The 19,567-nt window shown below is 32.4% G+C and carries 19 protein-coding genes; 3 read left to right on the top strand and 16 right to left on the bottom strand.

All coding sequences use genetic code 11. The annotated features are described in order from the left end of the window. Window positions 1-18: 18 nt before the first annotated feature. The 10 genes from MOV42_RS00255 to MOV42_RS00210 form a co-directional block, all read right to left on the bottom strand. Window positions 19-720 (bottom strand): succinate dehydrogenase/fumarate reductase iron-sulfur subunit, encoded by a 702-nt coding sequence (locus tag MOV42_RS00255; RefSeq protein ID WP_324171818.1) that lies wholly within the window; start codon window positions 718-720, stop codon window positions 19-21. Continuing rightward, window positions 717-2,249: an FAD-dependent oxidoreductase gene (locus MOV42_RS00250; protein WP_324171817.1), complete on the bottom strand. Its 1,533-nt coding sequence runs from the start codon at window positions 2,247-2,249 to the stop codon at window positions 717-719. Before MOV42_RS00250 ends, MOV42_RS00255 begins: the two co-directional genes overlap by 4 nt. Continuing rightward, window positions 2,236-4,836: an ABC transporter substrate-binding protein gene (locus tag MOV42_RS00245; protein ID WP_324171816.1), complete on the bottom strand. Its 2,601-nt coding sequence runs from the start codon at window positions 4,834-4,836 to the stop codon at window positions 2,236-2,238. The genes MOV42_RS00250 and MOV42_RS00245 overlap by 14 nt, the downstream gene beginning before the upstream one ends. Before the next feature lie 6 nt (window positions 4,837-4,842). Continuing rightward, entirely contained in the window at window positions 4,843-5,247 is a 405-nt protein-coding gene (locus MOV42_RS00240; protein ID WP_324171815.1) for a YqaA family protein, read from the bottom strand. Between the two features lie 5 nt (window positions 5,248-5,252). Further along, on the bottom strand, window positions 5,253-6,188 hold the full coding sequence (locus MOV42_RS00235; protein ID WP_324171814.1) for a D-2-hydroxyacid dehydrogenase: 936 nt from the start codon (window positions 6,186-6,188) through the stop codon (window positions 5,253-5,255). Between the two features lie 37 nt (window positions 6,189-6,225). Then, entirely contained in the window at window positions 6,226-7,389 is a 1,164-nt protein-coding gene (gene purT / locus MOV42_RS00230) for a formate-dependent phosphoribosylglycinamide formyltransferase (protein ID WP_324171813.1), read from the bottom strand. 150 nt (window positions 7,390-7,539) lie between these two features. Next, window positions 7,540-9,669, bottom strand: coding sequence for a flagellar hook protein FlgE (flgE, locus tag MOV42_RS00225; RefSeq protein ID WP_324171812.1), 2,130 nt, complete (start codon window positions 9,667-9,669; stop codon window positions 7,540-7,542). A 73-nt stretch (window positions 9,670-9,742) separates the two neighbouring features. Beyond that, window positions 9,743-11,002 (bottom strand): flagellar hook-basal body complex protein, encoded by a 1,260-nt coding sequence (locus MOV42_RS00220; RefSeq protein ID WP_324171811.1) that lies wholly within the window; start codon window positions 11,000-11,002, stop codon window positions 9,743-9,745. Window positions 11,003-11,019: 17 nt separating this feature from the next. Further along, window positions 11,020-11,715 carry a flagellar hook capping FlgD N-terminal domain-containing protein gene (locus MOV42_RS00215; RefSeq protein ID WP_324171810.1) on the bottom strand — a complete coding sequence of 232 codons (696 nt, stop codon included), beginning with the start codon at window positions 11,713-11,715 and terminating at the stop codon, window positions 11,020-11,022. Between the two features lie 10 nt (window positions 11,716-11,725). Beyond that, complete coding sequence (locus tag MOV42_RS00210) at window positions 11,726-13,234, bottom strand: flagellar hook-length control protein FliK (protein WP_324171809.1); 1,509 nt, start codon at window positions 13,232-13,234, stop codon at window positions 11,726-11,728. Window positions 13,235-13,341: 107 nt separating this feature from the next. Here MOV42_RS00210 and MOV42_RS00205 point away from each other — a divergent pair, with 107 nt between their 5' ends. Next, window positions 13,342-13,593 carry a hypothetical protein gene (locus tag MOV42_RS00205; RefSeq protein WP_324171808.1) on the top strand — a complete coding sequence of 84 codons (252 nt, stop codon included), beginning with the start codon at window positions 13,342-13,344 and terminating at the stop codon, window positions 13,591-13,593. On the opposite strand, the gene MOV42_RS00200 is transcribed toward MOV42_RS00205, so the two are convergent. From MOV42_RS00200 to MOV42_RS00190, 3 genes are all read right to left on the bottom strand, one after another. Further along, window positions 13,572-13,982, bottom strand: coding sequence for a hypothetical protein (locus MOV42_RS00200; protein ID WP_324171807.1), 411 nt, complete (start codon window positions 13,980-13,982; stop codon window positions 13,572-13,574). The genes MOV42_RS00205 and MOV42_RS00200 overlap by 22 nt on opposite strands. A 62-nt stretch (window positions 13,983-14,044) precedes the next feature. Continuing rightward, window positions 14,045-15,709 carry a DNA primase gene (gene dnaG, locus MOV42_RS00195; protein WP_324171806.1) on the bottom strand — a complete coding sequence of 555 codons (1,665 nt, stop codon included), beginning with the start codon at window positions 15,707-15,709 and terminating at the stop codon, window positions 14,045-14,047. Between the two features lie 69 nt (window positions 15,710-15,778). Further along, window positions 15,779-15,922, bottom strand: a complete 144-nt coding sequence (locus MOV42_RS00190) for a hypothetical protein (RefSeq protein ID WP_324171805.1) — start codon at window positions 15,920-15,922, stop codon at window positions 15,779-15,781. 193 nt (window positions 15,923-16,115) lie between these two features. Between MOV42_RS00190 and rpsU the strand changes: the two genes are divergently transcribed. Beyond that, a complete protein-coding gene (rpsU, locus tag MOV42_RS00185; RefSeq protein ID WP_008340937.1) occupies window positions 16,116-16,328 on the top strand; it encodes a 30S ribosomal protein S21 in 213 nt (70 codons plus the stop codon). Between the two features lie 171 nt (window positions 16,329-16,499). Here rpsU and MOV42_RS00180 read toward each other — a convergent pair whose 3' ends face one another. Then, window positions 16,500-17,567, bottom strand: coding sequence for a dGTP triphosphohydrolase (locus tag MOV42_RS00180; protein ID WP_324171804.1), 1,068 nt, complete (start codon window positions 17,565-17,567; stop codon window positions 16,500-16,502). A 5-nt stretch (window positions 17,568-17,572) separates the two neighbouring features. After that, window positions 17,573-18,133 carry a PhnA domain-containing protein gene (locus MOV42_RS00175; protein WP_324171803.1) on the bottom strand — a complete coding sequence of 187 codons (561 nt, stop codon included), beginning with the start codon at window positions 18,131-18,133 and terminating at the stop codon, window positions 17,573-17,575. A gap of 88 nt (window positions 18,134-18,221) precedes the next feature. Here MOV42_RS00175 and MOV42_RS00170 point away from each other — a divergent pair, with 88 nt between their 5' ends. Beyond that, a complete protein-coding gene (locus MOV42_RS00170; protein WP_324171802.1) occupies window positions 18,222-19,352 on the top strand; it encodes a multiheme c-type cytochrome in 1,131 nt (376 codons plus the stop codon). Here the strand turns inward: MOV42_RS00170 and MOV42_RS00165 are convergent. Continuing rightward, on the bottom strand, window positions 19,342-19,563 hold the full coding sequence (locus tag MOV42_RS00165) for a hypothetical protein (protein ID WP_324171801.1): 222 nt from the start codon (window positions 19,561-19,563) through the stop codon (window positions 19,342-19,344). The two genes, MOV42_RS00170 and MOV42_RS00165, sit on opposite strands and share 11 nt — an antisense overlap. Between the last annotated feature and the right edge of the window lie 4 nt (window positions 19,564-19,567).

Genomic DNA, 19,567 nt, shown 5'->3' with positions numbered 1-19,567 from the left:
CTAAGTTTGTTAGCTGTTTTAAAAACTTAGGCTTCCATCAAAAGAACCATAACTACCAAAAGATGTAAAATTTGGGTCACTATAACCTTTCATCATAGATTTTGCACGAAGCTTTTCTATATCTGCTTTACTTGAAATATTTTGAGGACAGACAAGCGTACACTCGTTACATAAAGTACAATCCCAAATGCCACTTACTTGTATGGCATCTATTTTAGAAGACTCATCACTATCTCTAACATCACTCACATATCTCCAAACCCTTGTTAGTGAAAATGGTCCTAAAAAATCTTCATTTACACTATAAACAGGACAAGCACTATAGCATGAGCCACACAAAATACAATCACTTTGAATCTCATTTATTTTTTCATTTTCTTGTGTTGGTTTTGCATCTGAAATAAATGGATTTTGCCAAGCTTTTGCTTTTTTATTGAACTTGTATGCTTTGTCCATATTTACAACTAAATCACGAATAAGCTCAGAATTTTTTTGTGGCTCTACAAGATCACCTTCTTGTACTTTATAAGAACAAGCCAAAACTTCTCTGCCATTTACACGAACAGCACAACTCCCACATACACAACTTCTGCATCCACTAGTAAAACTTAAGCTTGAGTCTTGAGAAGTCTTTATATTTTGTAAAACTTCTAAAAGAGTAGCACCTTGCATCTGAACTTCATACTCTACTTTAGTTTGTCTTTGTACAAAGATTTTCACTTCTTCACTCCATTTTCTTGTGGGAAATCAGTTCTAAAGTGAGAACCCCTACTCTCTTTTCTTTGCATTGCACTATTTAGAACTAAACTAGCCAACTCCAACATATTCTTAAATTCTAAAAACTCTACTAGGTTAGTGTTATAAATTTTTGAGTTATCCTCTACACCCATATCAGCAAGTTGACTTTTATATACTTCTACCTCATCAAAAACTTTTTGAAGACCATCTCCATCTCTTGATATACCAACATTTTCATAAAAAGAGCTAGCAAGTTGTTCCTTTATTTTATAAAAATCAAAACTTGGTTTTTTGAAAAAAATCTCTAGGCTTACTTGTTCTTTACATATTCTTTGAGCATCTACACCTAAAGCAAACTTAGAGGCACTTTTTCCTGCTTGTTTTCCAAAAACTATTAACTCTAAAAGAGAGTTTCCTCCAAGTCTATTCGCTCCATGAACTCTATGATTTGCACACTCTCCAACAGCAAATAAACCCTTAATATTTGTCATAGTATTGTCATCTACCTCTATCCCTCCCATAGTATAGTGAGCAACAGGTTTTATAGGTATTAAATCATATACGGGGTCAATATTTTCATATAGTTTTGCTAACTTTCTCTCTTGTGGTAACTGAGTATCAATAAAATTTTCTCCAAGATGACGAATATCTAAAAAAATCTCTTCTCCTTTAGATATTTCATCGTTTATAGCTCTTGCCACTTCATCTCTTGGTAGAAGTTCATCAACAAATCTTTTGTTCTTTGAATTTAAAAGAAGTCCACCAGCACCTCTAGCACTTTCAGAAATTAAAATAGAGGAATTTTTTAAAGCAGTTGGATGAAACTGCACAAATTCCATATCACTGACTTTAGCTCCTGCTCTTATTGCACTTGCTATTCCATCACCTGTCGTAGCCGTTGAGTTTGTTGAGTACTTAGAGTAAATACGACTATATCCGCCAGTTGCAACTATAACAGATTTAGCACTATAATATTCTTGTTCACCGCTTCGTATATTTAAAATATTTGCACCACAAATCATATTTGCATCTACACAAAAATCAAGTAGATATCTCTCATTTAAAATCTCTATACCCAAACCAAGACAAACATCATAAAGAGTATGAAGTATTTTTAAGCCTGTATAGTCTTGAGCGTAACAAGCACGAGAAGCAGATGCTCCGCCTAGTGTTCTTTGTGCTATTTTCGCATCTTGAGTTCTAGAAAAACAAACACCTAACGAGTCTAACCACTCTACAGCTTCTTTTGCATTTTCACATAAAAATCTTATAGCTTTTTCATCAGCTAAACCATGAGCAGACTTTAAAGTATTTTGTATATGAGCTTCAACGCTATCATCTCCAGCATTACCAAAAGCTGCATTTATGCCACCTTGGGCCATACATGTTTGACTTCGAGTTGGGTACTCTTTTGTTATAACAACAACTTTAGAGCCATTTTCATGTGCTTTGATTGCACTTACTAAACCTGCTCCGCCTGCCCCAACAACTAAAACATCACACTTTAGCAATTCTTCTCTCTTCCTGTGCTTTGATTTTTATGATAAAAATAGCACCATCTTCACTGTTTTTTACTATTATACTTCCATCTAGATGCTCGTTAATAATTTTTTTAGACATATAGAGTCCTAGACCCGTTCCATTTTTTTCCATCTTTGTTGAAAAATACGGATCAAATATATTTGATATTATTTCATTATTTATTCCGCCAGCATTATCTTTTATCTCTAAAAAAACAAAATCTTCTTTATCGTAACTTTTGATTTCTATCTGTCCATTTTTTATTTTATTGTCAACTAGTTGTTCTTTTGCATTATTTACTATATTTAAAATAGCTTGCATAAATTCGTTTTCATAAATTTGCACTGTTTTTTTAGAATTTAGCTTAAGCTCCAAAAATATTCCTCTTGTGCTTATACTCTCTTCTACTAAAGCACAAGCTTTTAATATAGCTTTATCTATATTCATTATTTTTAATTTTTTACTTGGTTTGTAGTAATCACTAAAATCTGAAATTATTTGACTAAGATTTTGAGTATAGTTTCCTATCTTGTCTAGTTTTTCATCTACATATCTTATAAATTCTTCTCTTTGTAGCTTTTTACTTAAATCATATTTTTCTAATTCTATTGACATTTTAATTGCTATTTGAGTGCTTGATATAGAACTAAGTGGTTGCTTCCATTGATGAGCTATCATACTTAGAATCTCTCCCATCTGAGCTAACCTTGACTGGTGTAGCAAATAGGCATCTTTTTTTACTATTTCATCAACCGAATCTTTTACCTTAGCTTCTAGTGATTTATTTAATTCTTTGAGTTCATTTTGTAGTATTTCTAACTCTATATTTTTTTTCTTTAATATGTATTGTCTATATAAAAATATTACTCCAGCAATAAATATAAAAATAATAAGTTTTTTTATATTTTCATAATTTTCATTAGTTGTATAGTTTATAGAAACCCACTCATTTAAAATCTTTTGAATATCTCTGTTTTCAAGACTGCGAGCAACTTTTTCAAATATTGAAAAAAGTATTTTATCCTTTTTTATTACACCAAAACTACTTGCAATACTATCCTCAAATTGTCCAGAAATTTTTAAATCATGCTTTGAGTATTTTTGCATATAATACGCTGCAATCATCATAACATCTATGTAACCATAATATTTTCCGCTTTGCACACCTTTATATGCTTCTTCTCTAGAAGAAACTATACTCAATTTTAACTCTGGATACTTTAAAAGTAAGTTTTCTATATATGAACTTCCTTCTATTGTTACAAACTTTTCATCTAAAACAGTTTGTATATCAAGTATATACTTTTGTGAATTATTTGTCACAACTACAAGTGGGTCTTGATAGTACGAGCTTGTAAAATTTAAATATTTTCTTCTTGATAGAGTTTCCTCTAAAATAGGAAGTAAATCACATTCTCCTTTTTTTGCTTTTTCTAAAGACTGCGTCCAAGTATCTGTTTTAATAAGCTTAAATGAAACTCCTAAACTTTGTTTTGCAATTTTTAAAATATCAGAACCAATCCCAACATAATTACCATCAACAACTCCACTATATGGCAAAGAATCTGGAGGAACACAAATCTTTATCTCTTGTTTATTTTTTAGATACTCTTTTTCTATAGTTGTTAAAAAAATCGTACGACTGTTAAAAATAAAGCTAGATACATCTATACCGCCTTTTGTGAAGCCCATTAATTTATAAACATCAAGTATTCTGATTATCTTTTCTTCAGTAATTGTTCCTAATTCTTGCTTGTTAGCATATGCTAGTTTTTTTAACTCTATTGCTTCAAACTTTAACGCATCTATTGTTTTATTTTGAGTGTTATACTTTTTTTCTATAATTTTTACCGCTTCATCGATATGCTCAAAAGCGTATCGCCACCCCTTTAGTGAAGCTTCTCTAAAAGCTTTTATCCTTAATGGGTTTCTTTGAGCTTCTTTCTCCGATGTAAATAAAATATCACTATAAAAATCAAAACCAAATTTGTTTGGAGAAAATATTTTATACGCTATGCCTCTTTTTTCTAAAATGTATAGTTCATTTGAGGTATAAGCTGAACACAAATCCACCTTACCTGCTATAAACTCTTCAAAATCAAAATTATACTCTTTAATAATCTCATCTTCACTAATTCCATTTGAAAGAATCATAGCAACTATAGATGCAGTTACAGCATCATTTTTGGTAAGCATAAGTTTTTTACCTACAAAATCTTTAATACTTTTTATATTTGAAGATTCTAAAGCTAAAAGCGTAAGAGGAGAAGACTGAAGTATAGTAAATAATAAAACTATTTCTTTTCCTTCAGAGCGTTCTAGTATAATACTTGAATGACCTACTCCAAAAGTAGCTTTTCCACTTAAAACTTCATCTACAGTATTCATAGAGTACTTAAACTTTTTAATATCTACATCAAGTCCTGCATCTTTATAAAATCCTTTTTCTTTTGCTATATAATATCCAGCAAATTGAAATTGGTCAAACCAAATAAGTTGCAAAGATACTTTGTCTAAAGGCTTAGATGAGGCAGATAATACTAAAAAAAATGTGAACAAAAGCAGAATGTATTTCATGTTATATTATACCACAAGCGTTAAGAAGTAGTACCTTAGCACCCTTAGTGTTCCAGCAATCATAACAAACCAAACAAACTTCAAACGAACAACACCGCTAACTAATGTTAGTGGGTCACCAATGATTGGAAGCCATGAAAGTAAAAGTGCATAATATCCATACTTATGTCCATACTTTAAACTTTTTATTCCGATTTTTGAAGATTGCAGGGAGGTCTTTGTTGCTTCATAAAGCCAGTAACCTAACCAATAGTTCAAACAAATAGCTAAAACATTTCCACTAGATGCTAAAAGAAGAGCCCGCAAAGGAGGCATATCATTTGCTAGTGCCGTCACAAATGCAAGTTCTGAAGAAAAAGGAAGTATAGTTGCTGCTAAAAAAGCAGATAAAAAAAGAGCTATTTCAGCCATAGCAACTAAAAGTTTTCTTCTTGTATAGTTTGTTGTATAGATGCTACTAAAGTATCTCTTGCCTCAACAGATGCCCAAGCAATATGAGGGGTAATATACAAATTTTTATGATTTTTTATATTTAATAATTTATGATTTTCTCTCATTGGTTCTTTGATTAAAACATCTAAAGCAAATGAGATATTTTTTTCATCAATTATTTTAGCGACTGCATCTTCATTCACAATACCTCCACGCCCAAGGTTTAAAACAAAGGCCGCATCTCTACAAGTTAACAACTGTTCATAATCTAAAAGGTCTTTTGTTTTCTCACTTAAAGGTGCATGAACTGATATAATATCGCAAGTTTTTAGAAGCTCACTTAACTCAACTCGTTTGTACGCTTGAGAATGATTTTTTCCACTTGTTGAGTAGTAACATACTTCCGCACCAAACGCAGATGCTATGGTTGCTACTCCTTGACCAATATTTCCAAGTCCAATAATTCCCCATTTTTGATTTTTGATTTCAAAAAATGGTTTTGATACATTTGTAAAGATAGGACTTTTTACATACTCCCCACTTTTTACATAATCATCATAATATCTTGAAGACCCTAGAAGATAAAAAAGCATTGAAAATGTGTGTTGTATAACAGAGGCAGTTGAATAACCAACTACATTTTTTACTTTTATATTTCTACTTTTTGCACTCTCTAAATCAATGTTATTCATGCCAGTAGCTGCGACACATATAAGTTTTAAACTTGGGGAATTTTTCATATTTTCATCTGTTATAACAACTTTGTTAGTTACAATAACATCTGCATTTGTTATGCGTTCTTGTGTTTGAGAAGCGGAAGTTGTTTGATAAACTTTAACATCACCTAAACTATCAAAAGCACTTAAATCTGTTTCACCGAAAGTTAGAGCATCTAAAAGAACTATTTTACTACTCGGCATTTAGTGCCTTCCTGCATTGAACTTTAGTTTTTATCATTTAAGAATCACTTATCTTTTGGATAAGTTCACGAGATTTCTCTAATGCACTCTGAGCTTCATCAAATACAAGAGCAACTGCAAGTCTTCTGCCTTCATGTGCCTCTGGTTTTGAGAAAATTCTTACAAAAGAGTTATCGCTAAAGAGACTTTCATCCACATCCACAACAGGAGCGTAATTATGCTTGCTTGTTTTAAAAGCAGCAGATGCACCCTCTCCATAAAATGTAAAACCTAATGGAAGTCCTAGAACGGCTCTTATATGTAATGCAAACTCACTTTGGGACTGAGTTATTAAAGTAACCATTCCCGTATCATGTGGACGAGGACTAACTTCACTAAAATATACTTCATCACCTTTTATAAAAAGCTCTACTCCAAAAAGACCTCGACCACCAAGCCCGTCTGTAATAGTTTTTGCCATCTCCTGTGCGCGTTGTTTTGCAACTTCACTCATTTGCATTGGTTGCCATGAAAAAACATAGTCTCCATCTTTTTGCTCATGTCCTATTGGCTCACAAAAAACTGTTTCTTCTCCATTTCTAACAGTTAGCAAAGTTATTTCATAATCAAAATCAACAAAAGCTTCAACTATTAACTCACTTGCATCGCCTCTTGCTTCTTTTGCTATCTCCCAAGATTTACCTATATCTTCTTCACATTTAAGTACGCTTTGTCCATGCCCTGAAGAACTCATAACAGGCTTGATTACACAAGGGTAACCCATTCGTTTAGATGCTTCTCTAAGTCCTTCCTCAGTTGATACAAATTCATAAGGACCTGTTTTGAGATTTAAAACTTCTGCCGCAAATGTACGAATATTTTTTCTATTCATAGTTTTGCTAACTGCAGATGCATTTGGTATAATATTGTAACCTTTATCCTCTGCTGCGAAAAGGGCATCAATAGACAGAGCTTCTATTTCAGGTAATATAAAATCTGGTTTTTCACGATATATAATTTCTAAAAGAGCATCTTTATCTTGCATGTTTACAACATATGAACGATGTGCTACATGATGAGCTGGAGCATTTTGATATCTATCAACTGCTACAACTTCAAGACCTAATCTTTGAGCTTCAATAGCTACTTCTTTTCCAAGTTCGCCAGAACCTAGTAACATTACTTTTTTTGAGTTTGATTTAAGGGGAGCAGAGAATTGCATGTGAATAATTCCTAATGTAAAATATTACATGAATTATATCGTAATGAGTTTAAAAAGAAAAAAATCTAGCTCGAAAGAGCTTAGCTTTAGTGACCACAGCAGTCCAAGCGAAGCTAAAGGAATTTACTTCCTTTAGCGGACGGATTGAAACTAGTTTTTCAATCCAATCAATGTCTGAAGAAGTTGATCAGATGTAGTAATTGTTTTACCATTTGCCTGAAAACCTCTTTGAATAATAATTAGCTGAGTTAATGCTCGTGAAAGGTCAACATTTGAAGCTTCAAGAGCTGCTGCCTGAATAAAACCACGACCTCCCGATGCAGCTGTCCCGATAATAGGGTCTCCTGAATTGGCAGTTTGAATAAAGATATTTCCACCTTCTGTAGATAATCCTTCATTGTTAGTAAACTTTGCCATACCAATTTGTGCAAGAGCAAAAGAACGACCATTTGAAAAAGAACCAACTAAAGTACCACTTTGATCAATTCGTATTCCAACTAAATCACCACCAGTATATCCATCTTGAGCAATTTTAGAAGTTGATGACTTTGAGTCAAAACTTGTCATTCCATTAAAAGAGCTTCCAGAACCAAAAATCAAATTTACTTGCTGATTTGGTGCCGAACCATTATTCCCAGAAAAAGAGATGTTTGGTGGATTATAAGTAGATAGAGAGCCATCATTGTTAAAACGAATAGAACCTGTTTTTTCATTAAATGGTGGGGTTGTGTCAATTGTTGCTGGAGAAGGAACACTTACTTGCATATCCCATGTACTACCAGTTGAAATATCAAGTTGTGTTTTTCTAAACACCACTCTAAGTGTATGTTTAGAACCAAGTGAATCAAAAACATCAATTGAACTTGAGTGTGTTGCCGCATTGAAACTCCCTGAACTTGCTTGACCACCACTAGCTTGAGGAAGAACAGTACTTAAAGCTTCCATATTTTTCGTAAATTTAGTATTATTTGTTATAACTGCGCCTATTGTTTTATCTGTATATGCTGTAATTTTAAGATTTATATCAAAATCATCAACACCATTATTTGGATTTTTAACAACAAATTTTCCAGCGTCATTAACTTCAACCGTAATACCATTGGTTAAGGTACCACCACTAATAAAACCTTGATTCCTAGCTTCATCTTCCATCCATTTTCTCAAATCTGCCATAGATGTAAAAGTTTTATCTCCGCCGGCAATATTAGCAGCCGAAGATTTATTATACTGATATCTATGCGCAGTAACATTGGTGCCTGATGCCAACCCTGACCCAGAAGCAACAACAAAATTTATATTATGAGAAGCTGTATTTGAGCCATTTGTATTAATAAATGTTATTTCATTAGCAGCGTCTACTGAAGCTGCAATGCCAGTTATTGAACTTTTTGCATTAATTGCATTTACATAATTATTTGCTGTCTCTGCTACAGTTGCCCCTGCAACTGCTGTAACTTGTACAGCATTACCAGGGATCCCAAGTTCTGGGTCTACATTAAAAGTTACATCTAAAGCTGTATTAGCTACAACTGTTCCTGCTGTCAATTTAGAACTTAAGAATGAAGCCCAAACACCCTGATTTTCTTGAATTGCAAAAGCTTCTCCTACTTCATTAAACATTACACCTATATTTCCTGCAGAAATTGCATTTCCGTTTGCGTCAACAGCCGCTGGTTGAATATTTGTGCTTCCTGAATTTATTTGATAGGCTGGAGAAAAACTATCAACAGTTGGACCAGAATTTAAATTTGCTTTTAAAACAACCTGTTTTGTTGCGCTTGCTGGGGTTGTTAATCCTGGAGGAATATTAATATTTGTAATTGGTGCAGTTGCGTCAACTTTACCAGTTATAGAATCACGCAACCAACCTTGAACGATAAATCCATTATTATCCACAAAGTTTCCTTTTGCATCAAATTTGAAGTCACCTGCACGAGTGTATTTATAAGTATTTCCACCATCTGGAGAAACAATATAAAAACCATCTCCTTGAATTGCAACATCTGTATTTTTATCAGAATTTTGAACTGAACCTTGTGAAAAAATACGAGTCATTGAAGAAACGGTAGAACCAAGTCCAACTTGAACAGGATTTTTACCACCTAACTCTCCCTGTGGAGCCGTTGCAATAGCCTTTGTTTGAGCAAGGAGATCTGAAAAATTTGCACGAGAGTATTTAAAACCTACTGTGTTTACATTAGCAATATTATTTGCTTCTACATCCATTGCAACTTGGTGCGATTGTAGCCCGGACACACCAGAAAATAATGATTTAAGCATCTTCTATCCTTTATTTACTATCTTATAATGATAGCTATTAGTAAAGGATGTACAGCATTTAGTGTTCCAACTTTTATGCATCCATCTGTAAGGCTTTTTGCATCATTTGATCAGCCGTTGTGATTGATTTTGAGTTTGCATCATAAGAACGCTGAAGAATAATAAGCTCAGTAAGTGCACGAGTCATGGTAACATTTGAGCCTTCCAGATTGAAATTTGCTAGATCAGTGCCTATAATATTTTGACCATTTGCATCTTTATAAAAGATTGGCTCTCCACTATTGCTTCCTTCAGTAAATCTTACTCCACCTGCGCGTTCAAGTCCTTGCTCATTTCTAAAGTGATAAACAGCAATTCTACCAACACTACTTTGCAAGCCATTTGTAAAAGTTGCAATAACCTCTCCATTTTTATTTACACTATAACCTCTTAAATCACCGCCTTGTGTTCCATCTGATGTAGAAGAAGCACTAATTGACAAGTTTGCAATTGCTTTTACACCATCAAAGTCACTACCTAAATTAATAGCAACACTTGCTCCATTATTATCAATATTTGTCAAAGTAGTATTTATCAAAGCACCCTTTGAGTCAAAATTTGCAACACCTGTTTTTGTATCATAAATTGTTGTCCCATCTAGCGTTTGTGTTGTAGCTTTTACATCCCATTGACTTCCTGGGGGTGTCTGTACAGCTTTTTTTGTAAACTCTAATCTTAAATGATTTTTATTATTTTGTGGATCAATTACACTAGCCCCAATAGTTCTTACTTCTGCTTCATTGCCAATATTTCCCATAAATTTTGCCGTTGTTGTTGCTTTTGACGGGTATGTTAAATTTTTTGGAAAACGAAGTTTTTCTTGAGTATCTACATTTCCCAAAGGAACTCCTACTAAAACAGTGGTTAAGACATTATCATCACTAATATTTCCCCCCTTTGTTCCAAGAACATAATACCCATCAGGCGTTACCAAATCATTATCTCTATCAAAAGTAAAATTACCTGCTCTAGTATATTGTGTTTCTGCTCCACCTTTAACTCCGAACCAGCCATTACCAATTATTGCTAAATTTGTACTACTTTCTGCTAGTTGAATCACACCAATATCTCTATTCATTGTTGATGCGGTAACTTTAACCCCAACCCCAACTGAGGAATAAGTTGAAGAGTTTACAACAGTGTTTATGGATTTTTCAAATATTGAAGAGAACTCCACATTGTAGCCACGAAAACCAACAGTTGAAATATTTGCTATATTATTTGATACAATATCTATACCTGTTTGATTTGATTTTAAACCAGATATACCTGAATAAAAAGCTTGAGTCATCATAACGAACTCCTTTACATTTAATAAATTTCTTTTACCTTATTTAATGGAACATAGTTTGAACCTAGTTTAACTTGTACATTACCATCTTCAAACCTTACGGCTGTTATCGGATAAGTTCCAAGTCTAGTAGTTTGAGCTTCTCCCTTTGGATTCTTATAACTAACAGTCACATAATATATTCCACTTTCAGCAGTAGCCCCGCCTGTAAGTTTACCATCCCAATCAAACTTATACACACCAGAAGCCTTTTTATCTAAGGCTTTACCATCTTTATCCTTCATGTCAATAGGCATAGTAGCAATTATTTTACCTTTATTATCTAGAATTTCTACAGTACCAACTTTTATCTCTTGTGGGAAATAAACTTCAAATGTACTTGTAGACATTTTCTTATATCCGATAGCATTGCTTCCTAAATCTGCCGTTTTACCAATTGCTGCAACTGATGAAAAATTTTGGGATGCCTTTAAAGAAGTAGCTAAGTTTGTTAAAGCTTTATTGGTATTTCCCGAAGCTTCCAAGGTTGCTAGCTGAGAAGTCTGAGTTAAAATAGTTTGACTATCCATAGGCTCTGTCGGGTCCTGATGCTGAAGCTGCACTAAAAGAAGTTTCATAAAATCATCTTTGCCTAAAATACCTTTATTTTCGGTATCTTTTTTCGTCTGTACCCTACCATATGTCGCTAGGTCTTGACCTACTGCATTAATTGCCATTTCATATCCTTTATGCGTAGTTAGGAACTACAATTTCTAAAGAGCTTAAAATCTCTTCATTTGTCTCTTCCTTATCAAATTGCCCGTGAATCGCATATTCTTCTTCAGCTTTTCGCTCATTTTGGCGGTTTTGTTGCTGTGAAGATTGTTGTTCACTGTTTTGTGAAGAGTTATTAAAGTTTAATGTAGCATTATTTATTCCACTGTTACTTAGTTGGGTTTTTAACTCACTTGCATTCATTGCAAGAGTATTTATTGCTGTATTGTTTGAGCTAATATTTACATGTAAATTTTTACCTCTTTGAACAATAGTTAAATCAACCTCTCCAAGTTTCTGAGGATTTAATTGAACTTTAATTCTAGTAAATGGTGACTTATACTCCTGCAATGCTGTTTTTACATCTTGTGAAATATACTTAATCATCTGTTTAGCTTCGTTTAACTTCACTTCAAAACTATCTGTTTTATGTGTTGAGATAGAATCTGTTTTTACATTTGTTTGAGATGATTCATTTTTTTCACCATGAAGTAAAACTTCTAATGATTTTGATATATCACTTGTTATTTTTGGAGCTATTACTTTAGCTGTTGCTACGGAAAAATCCGCTGTTAAAGAACTATGAGTCACTTTTTCACCACGGAGCAGTAGCTTAAGAGTATCATCTGCTTTTTCTTTTGGTGTTTTTACTTCTATTTTAAACTGTTTTGCCTGAACTATTTGCTCTGTTGTATACTCTTTAATATTTTGTGCTTTGAAAAGTAGAGTTGGTTTTACTTCTGCAATATTTTTACTAACAACTGTTTTTTTATCTTCTTGGGTGCTGTCTTCATGAGTCTTTAGTGTGCCAACCTCTTTCACTGTTTTTGTTGTTTTATGAGTATTTTCTTGAGTTGTTGGACTTTGTATTATTTGTGTTTTTTGTACTTTTGTACTTTTATTATTTACAAGATGTTGTTCTTTAGTCTCCGTTGTTTTTAACTCTTTAGCATCTGTGTTTTTTACTTTTATTTCATTTGTTTTTAAGTTTGTTTCTCTTACCTCTTGTATACTTATTTTAGAGATATCAATACCAACTTTCTTAGCTAATGATGCTAGCCCTTTTAGCGTTTTAGGAAATCTTTCTAAATCTAGTTTTTTATAACCATCACTATTCATAATTTTAGACTTGAGATATTGTTTAGCATCTGCTACTAAAATTTTTAATTCTTTTGAACTCAAGTTTTGCATTAACTTTGGATTTAATTCTAAAGTTTCTTTAGTCTCTGCATTTACTGCTTCATCATTTTTTAATAAAGAAAGGAGTGTGTCTTGTTTTTTATTTGATTTTAAAGTAGTTTGTATATCTTTTTCATCTACGCCAAGAGATAAGACTAAAATACCATTCTGAATAACTTTATCATCTTTCTTACCGGCTCCTCTAAGCAGCTCCGAGAAAGAGAGCGTTGACTCTTCATCTGGAGTAGATAAACTTAAAGGTAAAGATGGAGTCACATCAGCTTTTGTTTCTAATGAAATCATCTTTTACTCCTTTTCAACCCTTTAAAATGGGGATTTTAATATATTCAAGCATTAATTATTCCATAAAATTTATTTAATAAAAGTTATCTCTTGTCGATACTATAAGTATGATTAGAATGTATTGTCTACTTTTTCCTTTGCTAATGTTCGCTTCAAGTCCTTTTGAAACCAAAAAAGCAAAAAAGTTTAACCTTAGTGTGTTTGAAAAAAAACAAAGTATTGAAAATAAAAAAGCTTCTCAAAATAAAAAAATAAAATGTAGATTAGTATGTGATAAAAAAGTTTATAAGGAACAAAGAATCGCGGATGCAATAGAGTTTTATAAAAACTCTAAAGATTATTTTAGTAAATCTAAGTAGTCTAAATCTTTTTTACAAAAATGTTTTACACTATTTTGTAAAACAGCCGTTAATTCGTCTGCACTTTCTCCATTAGCGGGATAACTTATAAGAAAAGAGTTTAAAAAACTACCAAAAAAATTATCAAATAGTTTTTTTACAATTTCTGCTCCATATTTATCAGTATAGGGAAAAACAAAAAAGTAATCCTTTTCCTTATTAGCTATTGTGTCAGAAGCTCTAAGTATTTTCTCTAAGGCCGCCTCTATTTTATCATCTTTTTGAGAAGATAAATCACAATATAAGATAGTAAAACTTTCTGCTCTATTTTCATCAAGTCTATCAGCAATACCTATATTTAAGCGAAGAAGTTGTTTAAAATCTTCAAATTGAAAGTGAATACCAGCCATGAGTACTTCCTTGTTTTATTTATGTAATCTCAGTATATCAAAAATTTATAAAATATTAAAACTTAGTCTTCAAAAGGTACTAATTCGCCTTGTTTTAGCTTCATTATCTTTCTATGAATCTTTCGAATATAAAATGCTTTTTCCTCAAAAGGGATAGAATTTTGTAGCGGTACTCTTTTCAATTCTCTCTCATAGTGTCTTGTTAAAAATATAATGAGTTCTGCTTTTAAAGCCTCTTCATCTTTTAATGCTTTTATCTGTTCGTCAACCATAATTGCCATTATTTGTGGTTCATCTGTTTTACCCAAAAGGGCAAGAGAAAATTCTTGTGAATGAAACTGTAAAAGAGTTGCATCAAGAGCATCTAAGATTTGGTTAATTAATTCTGGATGCTCCAAAACTGTCTTTATTAAACTTAGTTCCCACATATCTTTATGAGTGTTTTTTTGAATTAAAGGGGTATTTTGATTTGAAACTGTTTGCGTAATCTTAACTAAAGAAGGACTAACACCCAATCCACCCAAACGAGAAGCCAAAAAAGTTTTATACTCTTCTTGTAGAAGAGGAGAAAGAGTCTTTAAAAAAGATACTCCATCTTGCATACAATCTTCTTTTTCTTTTGGATCACGAAGATTGTATGAAGATAAAATCTCTTCTAGCACAAACTCTATAAAAGATTTTGCCTCTCTAAACATATTTGACAATTCTTCAACAGCTCCTTTATTTACCATATCAGCAGGGTCGAGGCCATCTGAAAAAATGACTACTCCTCCTCTAAATCCACCAGCACTCAATAGCCTAGATGCTTTAAGAGCGGCTGTTCTACCTGCTTTATCTCCATCGTAAGCCATAACAATTCTTGGCTCTCCTTTTCTTAAAAGCGGTAAATGCTCTTGTGTTAGTGCTGTTCCCAAAGTTGCAACTGCATTTGTAAAACCTGCTTGATGAAGCATAATAACATCAAGATAACCCTCTGTAACGATTATTTCTTTTGTTTTATATAGTGTTTGTTTGGCATGATGATAAGCATATAAGAGGCGAGATTTATTAAAAAAAGATGTTTGTGGGGAGTTCACATACTTTGCTTGATGTCCTGTTATAGTTCTTCCGCCAAAACCAACAATTGAACCATTCGCTGAATGTATAGGAAAAGTAACCCGCTCAATGAACCTTGCATAAGAAGTTCTGTTATCTTCATTGTACCCAACAACTCCCATCTCAACAGCTTCATTTATACTAAATTGCTCGGATGTTATATAGTTGATTGTTGAGGAAGTATCTGGAGCATAACCGATTCCAAACTTTTCTACACTTCCTTCATAGATGCCACGCTCTTTTATATATGCTAGTGCCGTTTGTTTTGATGTTAGTAAGTTTTGATACCACTCGTTTAATTTATCCATTAGTTGAGAACGAGGTTTATTATGTTTGTTATCTGTGTATGAAAGTATAAAATTATAAGTATCTGCTAACTTTTCTAAAGCTTCTGGGTAGTTTAGTTTTTCATACTCCATAGTAAACTTGATGCTATCTCCACCAGCACCACAACCAAAACAGTGATATATTTGTTTTTGAGGACTTACTACAAAAGATGGGGATTTCTCATCGTGAAAAGGGCAAGGTGCTTTGTAGTTTGCACCTGCTTTTTTTAGCTCCACATAAGAACCAACTACATCAACTATATCAAGTCGTGCTTTTAGAGCTTCTATGGAGTCTTGCGCTATCATTATATATTTTTCTTCCCATTAGTTTTTTAAGAATAATTATACTCAAAAAACATTAAAGGAGCAAAAATATTATTTATTTATATAGAGCTCAGTAGTTGGATGATTTGGTTTAGTAATTTGAGGTTTTTTTGTCTCTCTAATATCATATTTTACTACATCTGCAGCCTGAAGGGCAGCTATTGTTAAAGCTATTGCTAAAATTATTTTTGTCATATTTTATCCTTGATAAGAGTGCATCACACTCTAAATTTTTAAATCGGAGGAATTTTATCCGATTTAAAAAGAATCAATATTGATATGAATCAATAAAGGACAAAAATTGTCTGATTTAACTTATTTTGAATTTATGCAAGATTTAGTTATAATTCCGTCTCGACAAATTTTTAAAGAAAGTGGGTGATGTGATATGCCAGGAATAGTACTTCGTTCAGATGATAATTTTGATGCATCTTACCGCCGTTTCAAGAAGCAGACTGACCGTAACTTAATAGTTACTGAAGCTCGTGCTCGCCGTTTCCATGAAACAGAAACTGAAAAGCGTAAGAAATTCAAAATAGCTTCTCGTAAGAAAATGCTTAAGCGTCTTTATATGATGAGACGCTACGAATCACGCCTATAAGATAAGCCTTCGGGCTTAACTTACTTCCCTCAAAACTTTACCTGACCAATAATTAAACTCTTTATTTGAGACATATCTTTAAAGTATAAAGTCCCATTTCCTTACTGTCAAATTCTAATTTTTCATTTTAAATCAGTTATTATATATTTTATTATATAAAAAACTATATAGTTATAGTTTTCCATACATTTCATTGTAAAAACTCAGTGCATATCTGTCGCTCATAGATGCTATGTAATCCGCTACTACACGGTGTTCGTGTCTTTTTTCTAACTGCTCAAAATATAATTTAGGTAACATTTTTTGCTCTTGCATTAAAGCGCTGTAAAGACCTTTTATTGCCTGTTTTCCTGCAAACATTCGAATAACTATCTCTTTATGCTGGTAAAGTTTATTCAAAAGTAGCTTTTTTAGCTTTTTTATTTTCGTTTCTAATGTAGCATCAAAACCTATAGGAAACTCCTCTTTAGCTTCTATTTTTTTTCTTGAGTAATCCAAAAGAGAATATACAAGATGATTTATAAAATGTGAGCTAAAACGATAACGAAACATCTCATCTTCATCTTGTGATATATCTTCATCATAAACTTTTTGCAGTATTTCTTGTATTAATTCACTCTCTCTTAAGTCATCAAAACTTATAAGTCCAGAGTTTATACCATCATCTATATCATGACTCATGTAAGCAATTTCATCAGCACGGTCAACTATCATAGCTTCAACAGATGGATGCGTATCAAGATTAAATTTTTCATCTATCCAAGATGGCAGAAAACTTTTTTTATAGGGATATGAATGTTTTAAAATTCCTTCTAATGTAGCAAAGGTTAAATTTAATCCATCAAAATTTTTATATCTTTTTTCTAAAGATGATACAACTCTAAAGCTTTGATAATTATGCTCAAAACCATTTTTAAAACCATCTTCTTTTAAACACTTATCTAAAGTATCTCCACCAATATGTCCAAAAGGGGTATGCCCTAAATCGTGTGCTAAAGCTATGGCTTCTGCTAAGGATTCTCTTAAACCTAAATGAGAAGTAATAGATCGTGCGATTTGAGAAACTTCTAAAGAGTGAGTTAAGCGAGTTCTAAAAAAATCACCTTCTTGATTTAAAAAAACTTGTGTTTTGTATTCCAGTTTTCTAAAGCTTCCAGAGTGAATAATTCTATCTCTATCTCTCGCATAAGGATTTCTAAAATCCTTGTCTATCTTATGAAATCGTTCATTAGATTGCATAAATATTACGACTTTTTTAAAAATTTTGTAAGTATATGAATCTTAACACCATTTACGCGACCTTCAATATGCTCTGAATCATTTGCAACCAGACCTATATTTCTAACTGCCGTACCGCGTTTTGCTGTAAAACCTGTTCCTTTTACATCTAAATCTTTTGTAATTACAACAGCATCTCCAGCTCTAAGTGTTACTCCATTTGCATCTTTATAAATAAGAGCATCTGCATCTACTCCAATCTTTTGTGCATTCGCATAAGTCTTTACATCTTCTTCCATATACATCATATCAACTAAATCTTGACGATTAAGAGCATTTAAAAGACGATAAGTCGTAACAACAACAGCAGGAACTTCACTCCACATACTATCGTTTAAACAGTTAAAATGATTTTCATCAAAATCTGTTTCTTTAGATATCTCACTAGAACATTTTTCACAAATATAAATAGCCTTATCAGCACTACCATCAGATGGAGAAACTTCTACAACACTTAAATCTTCGATATTTGTACAAAGTTCACACTTATTTCCACTTCTTGATATTAACTCTTTTTCTATACTCATCAAATCATGCCTCATTTATTAATCATGAAATTATACCTTCTTGATTTGTATTAATAACTTAGATTTTGCTTTATGCTAAAATCCGCACATGAAAAAAATAATATATATAACACTCGCTCTCTTAATGTCCTCATTTGCTTACGCAAATGAAAGTAAAGTTTGTCAAAAATGTCATCCTATCATATATGATGAATACTGCAAGTCTTCGCATCGCAAAGCTTCAACTGTAAATAATCCTATTCATAAAGCCCTTTGGGACAAACATCCTAAAGGGACAGATGGATATAGCTGTGCTAAGTGTCACTCTCCAAGTGACAAAGAACTTATGCAAACAGGTATTTTAAAAGATAATAAAATTCAAAGAGAAGAGCCTATCTCTTGTGTCTATTGTCATACTATCAAAACAGTAGAAGAAGGGGATAGTTCAAACACTAACCTAATAACAAATAAAAATAGAGAATTTTATACTGCGCAAAAAGAAAAAAAAGGCTCAAAAAAAGCTGAATATGCAACAAAAAGCTCATTTTTTGGCTTGGTTAAAGTGTCACAAAACTCACCTTTCCATAAGATAGACTATAATAATGAAAACTACTATAATGGAAATGTTTGTATGGGTTGTCATTCGCATGTAAATAATGAGCATAATTTTGATATTACAATGCTAGATGCTATGATTGACAAGAAAGATAAAAATACTTGTGTAACTTGTCATATGCCACAGGTCAGCGGAACAAAAGTTACTTTAAATGAGAGCAAAACTCACGCTTTTCATGGGATTGCTGGCATCTATCATATGAATAAAGAGATGGGTAAATATATTGATTTTAGTATAAAAAGACAAGAAAATAATTTTAGTGTAAAAATCATAAACAAATCAAATCATGCTCTTTTTGGTCAAGCTTTTAGAGAGGGTGTTTTACAGGTCAATATTTTAAGAGATTCCAAAACCATCAACTTAAAACCTTTTATCTTTACAAGAATTTTAGCAAAAGATGGAAAAGAAGTTATGCCTTGGTTAGCGAATGAAACACTAAAAGACACTCTAATCTATGCGAAAAAAGATGTGACTTTTAAGAGTAAAATTTTAACTGGGGATAAAGTGACATTAATTTTAGGAGTTAGAAGAATTTCTAAGGAAGCAGCTAAAAAACTAAATCTTCAAAACAATAAAGAAGTAACAAAATTAAAAATTCTTAAGACAGAATCTTTTAATTTTTAGCTTTATTAAACTCGAGAGAATCAACTTCACTTTCTTGTTTATGCTTAGTCTGATTAAAAGCTTTGTCCGCTTCTTCTTCATTGTAGTTTCTGCACTCCTCAGGCATCACAGTATTTGGCTCAGATGCAATTTGCTCGCACATAGACGCATTAAATGTAAGATGAGAACATCCACTAAATAAAAATGCTAATACTAAAATATATTTATACATAATT

Origin of the sequence: Sulfurimonas sp. (assembly GCF_029027405.1) — a bacterium.
Classification (GTDB): Bacteria; Campylobacterota; Campylobacteria; order Campylobacterales; family Sulfurimonadaceae; genus Sulfurimonas.
Note: the sequence above shows the minus strand (reverse complement) of the source record. Positions and strands in the feature narration are given on the sequence as shown.

Coding starts and splice junctions, on each gene's coding strand:
- MOV42_RS00245 (WP_324171816.1), bottom strand. CDS start 4,836: ATGAAATACATTCTGCTTTTGTTCACATTTTTTTTAGTATTATCTGCC.
- MOV42_RS00240 (WP_324171815.1), bottom strand. CDS start 5,247: ATGGCTGAAATAGCTCTTTTTTTATCTGCTTTTTTAGCAGCAACTATA.
- MOV42_RS00235 (WP_324171814.1), bottom strand. CDS start 6,188: ATGCCGAGTAGTAAAATAGTTCTTTTAGATGCTCTAACTTTCGGTGAA.
- purT (WP_324171813.1), bottom strand. CDS start 7,389: ATGCAATTCTCTGCTCCCCTTAAATCAAACTCAAAAAAAGTAATGTTA.
- flgE (WP_324171812.1), bottom strand. CDS start 9,669: ATGCTTAAATCATTATTTTCTGGTGTGTCCGGGCTACAATCGCACCAA.
- MOV42_RS00220 (WP_324171811.1), bottom strand. CDS start 11,002: ATGATGACTCAAGCTTTTTATTCAGGTATATCTGGTTTAAAATCAAAT.
- MOV42_RS00215 (WP_324171810.1), bottom strand. CDS start 11,715: ATGGCAATTAATGCAGTAGGTCAAGACCTAGCGACATATGGTAGGGTA.
- MOV42_RS00210 (WP_324171809.1), bottom strand. CDS start 13,234: ATGATTTCATTAGAAACAAAAGCTGATGTGACTCCATCTTTACCTTTA.
- MOV42_RS00205 (WP_324171808.1), top strand. CDS start 13,342: ATGATTAGAATGTATTGTCTACTTTTTCCTTTGCTAATGTTCGCTTCA.
- MOV42_RS00200 (WP_324171807.1), bottom strand. CDS start 13,982: ATGGCTGGTATTCACTTTCAATTTGAAGATTTTAAACAACTTCTTCGC.
- dnaG (WP_324171806.1), bottom strand. CDS start 15,709: ATGATAGCGCAAGACTCCATAGAAGCTCTAAAAGCACGACTTGATATA.
- MOV42_RS00190 (WP_324171805.1), bottom strand. CDS start 15,922: ATGACAAAAATAATTTTAGCAATAGCTTTAACAATAGCTGCCCTTCAG.
- rpsU (WP_008340937.1), top strand. CDS start 16,116: ATGCCAGGAATAGTACTTCGTTCAGATGATAATTTTGATGCATCTTAC.
- MOV42_RS00180 (WP_324171804.1), bottom strand. CDS start 17,567: ATGCAATCTAATGAACGATTTCATAAGATAGACAAGGATTTTAGAAAT.
- MOV42_RS00175 (WP_324171803.1), bottom strand. CDS start 18,133: ATGAGTATAGAAAAAGAGTTAATATCAAGAAGTGGAAATAAGTGTGAA.
- MOV42_RS00170 (WP_324171802.1), top strand. CDS start 18,222: ATGAAAAAAATAATATATATAACACTCGCTCTCTTAATGTCCTCATTT.
- MOV42_RS00165 (WP_324171801.1), bottom strand. CDS start 19,563: ATGTATAAATATATTTTAGTATTAGCATTTTTATTTAGTGGATGTTCT.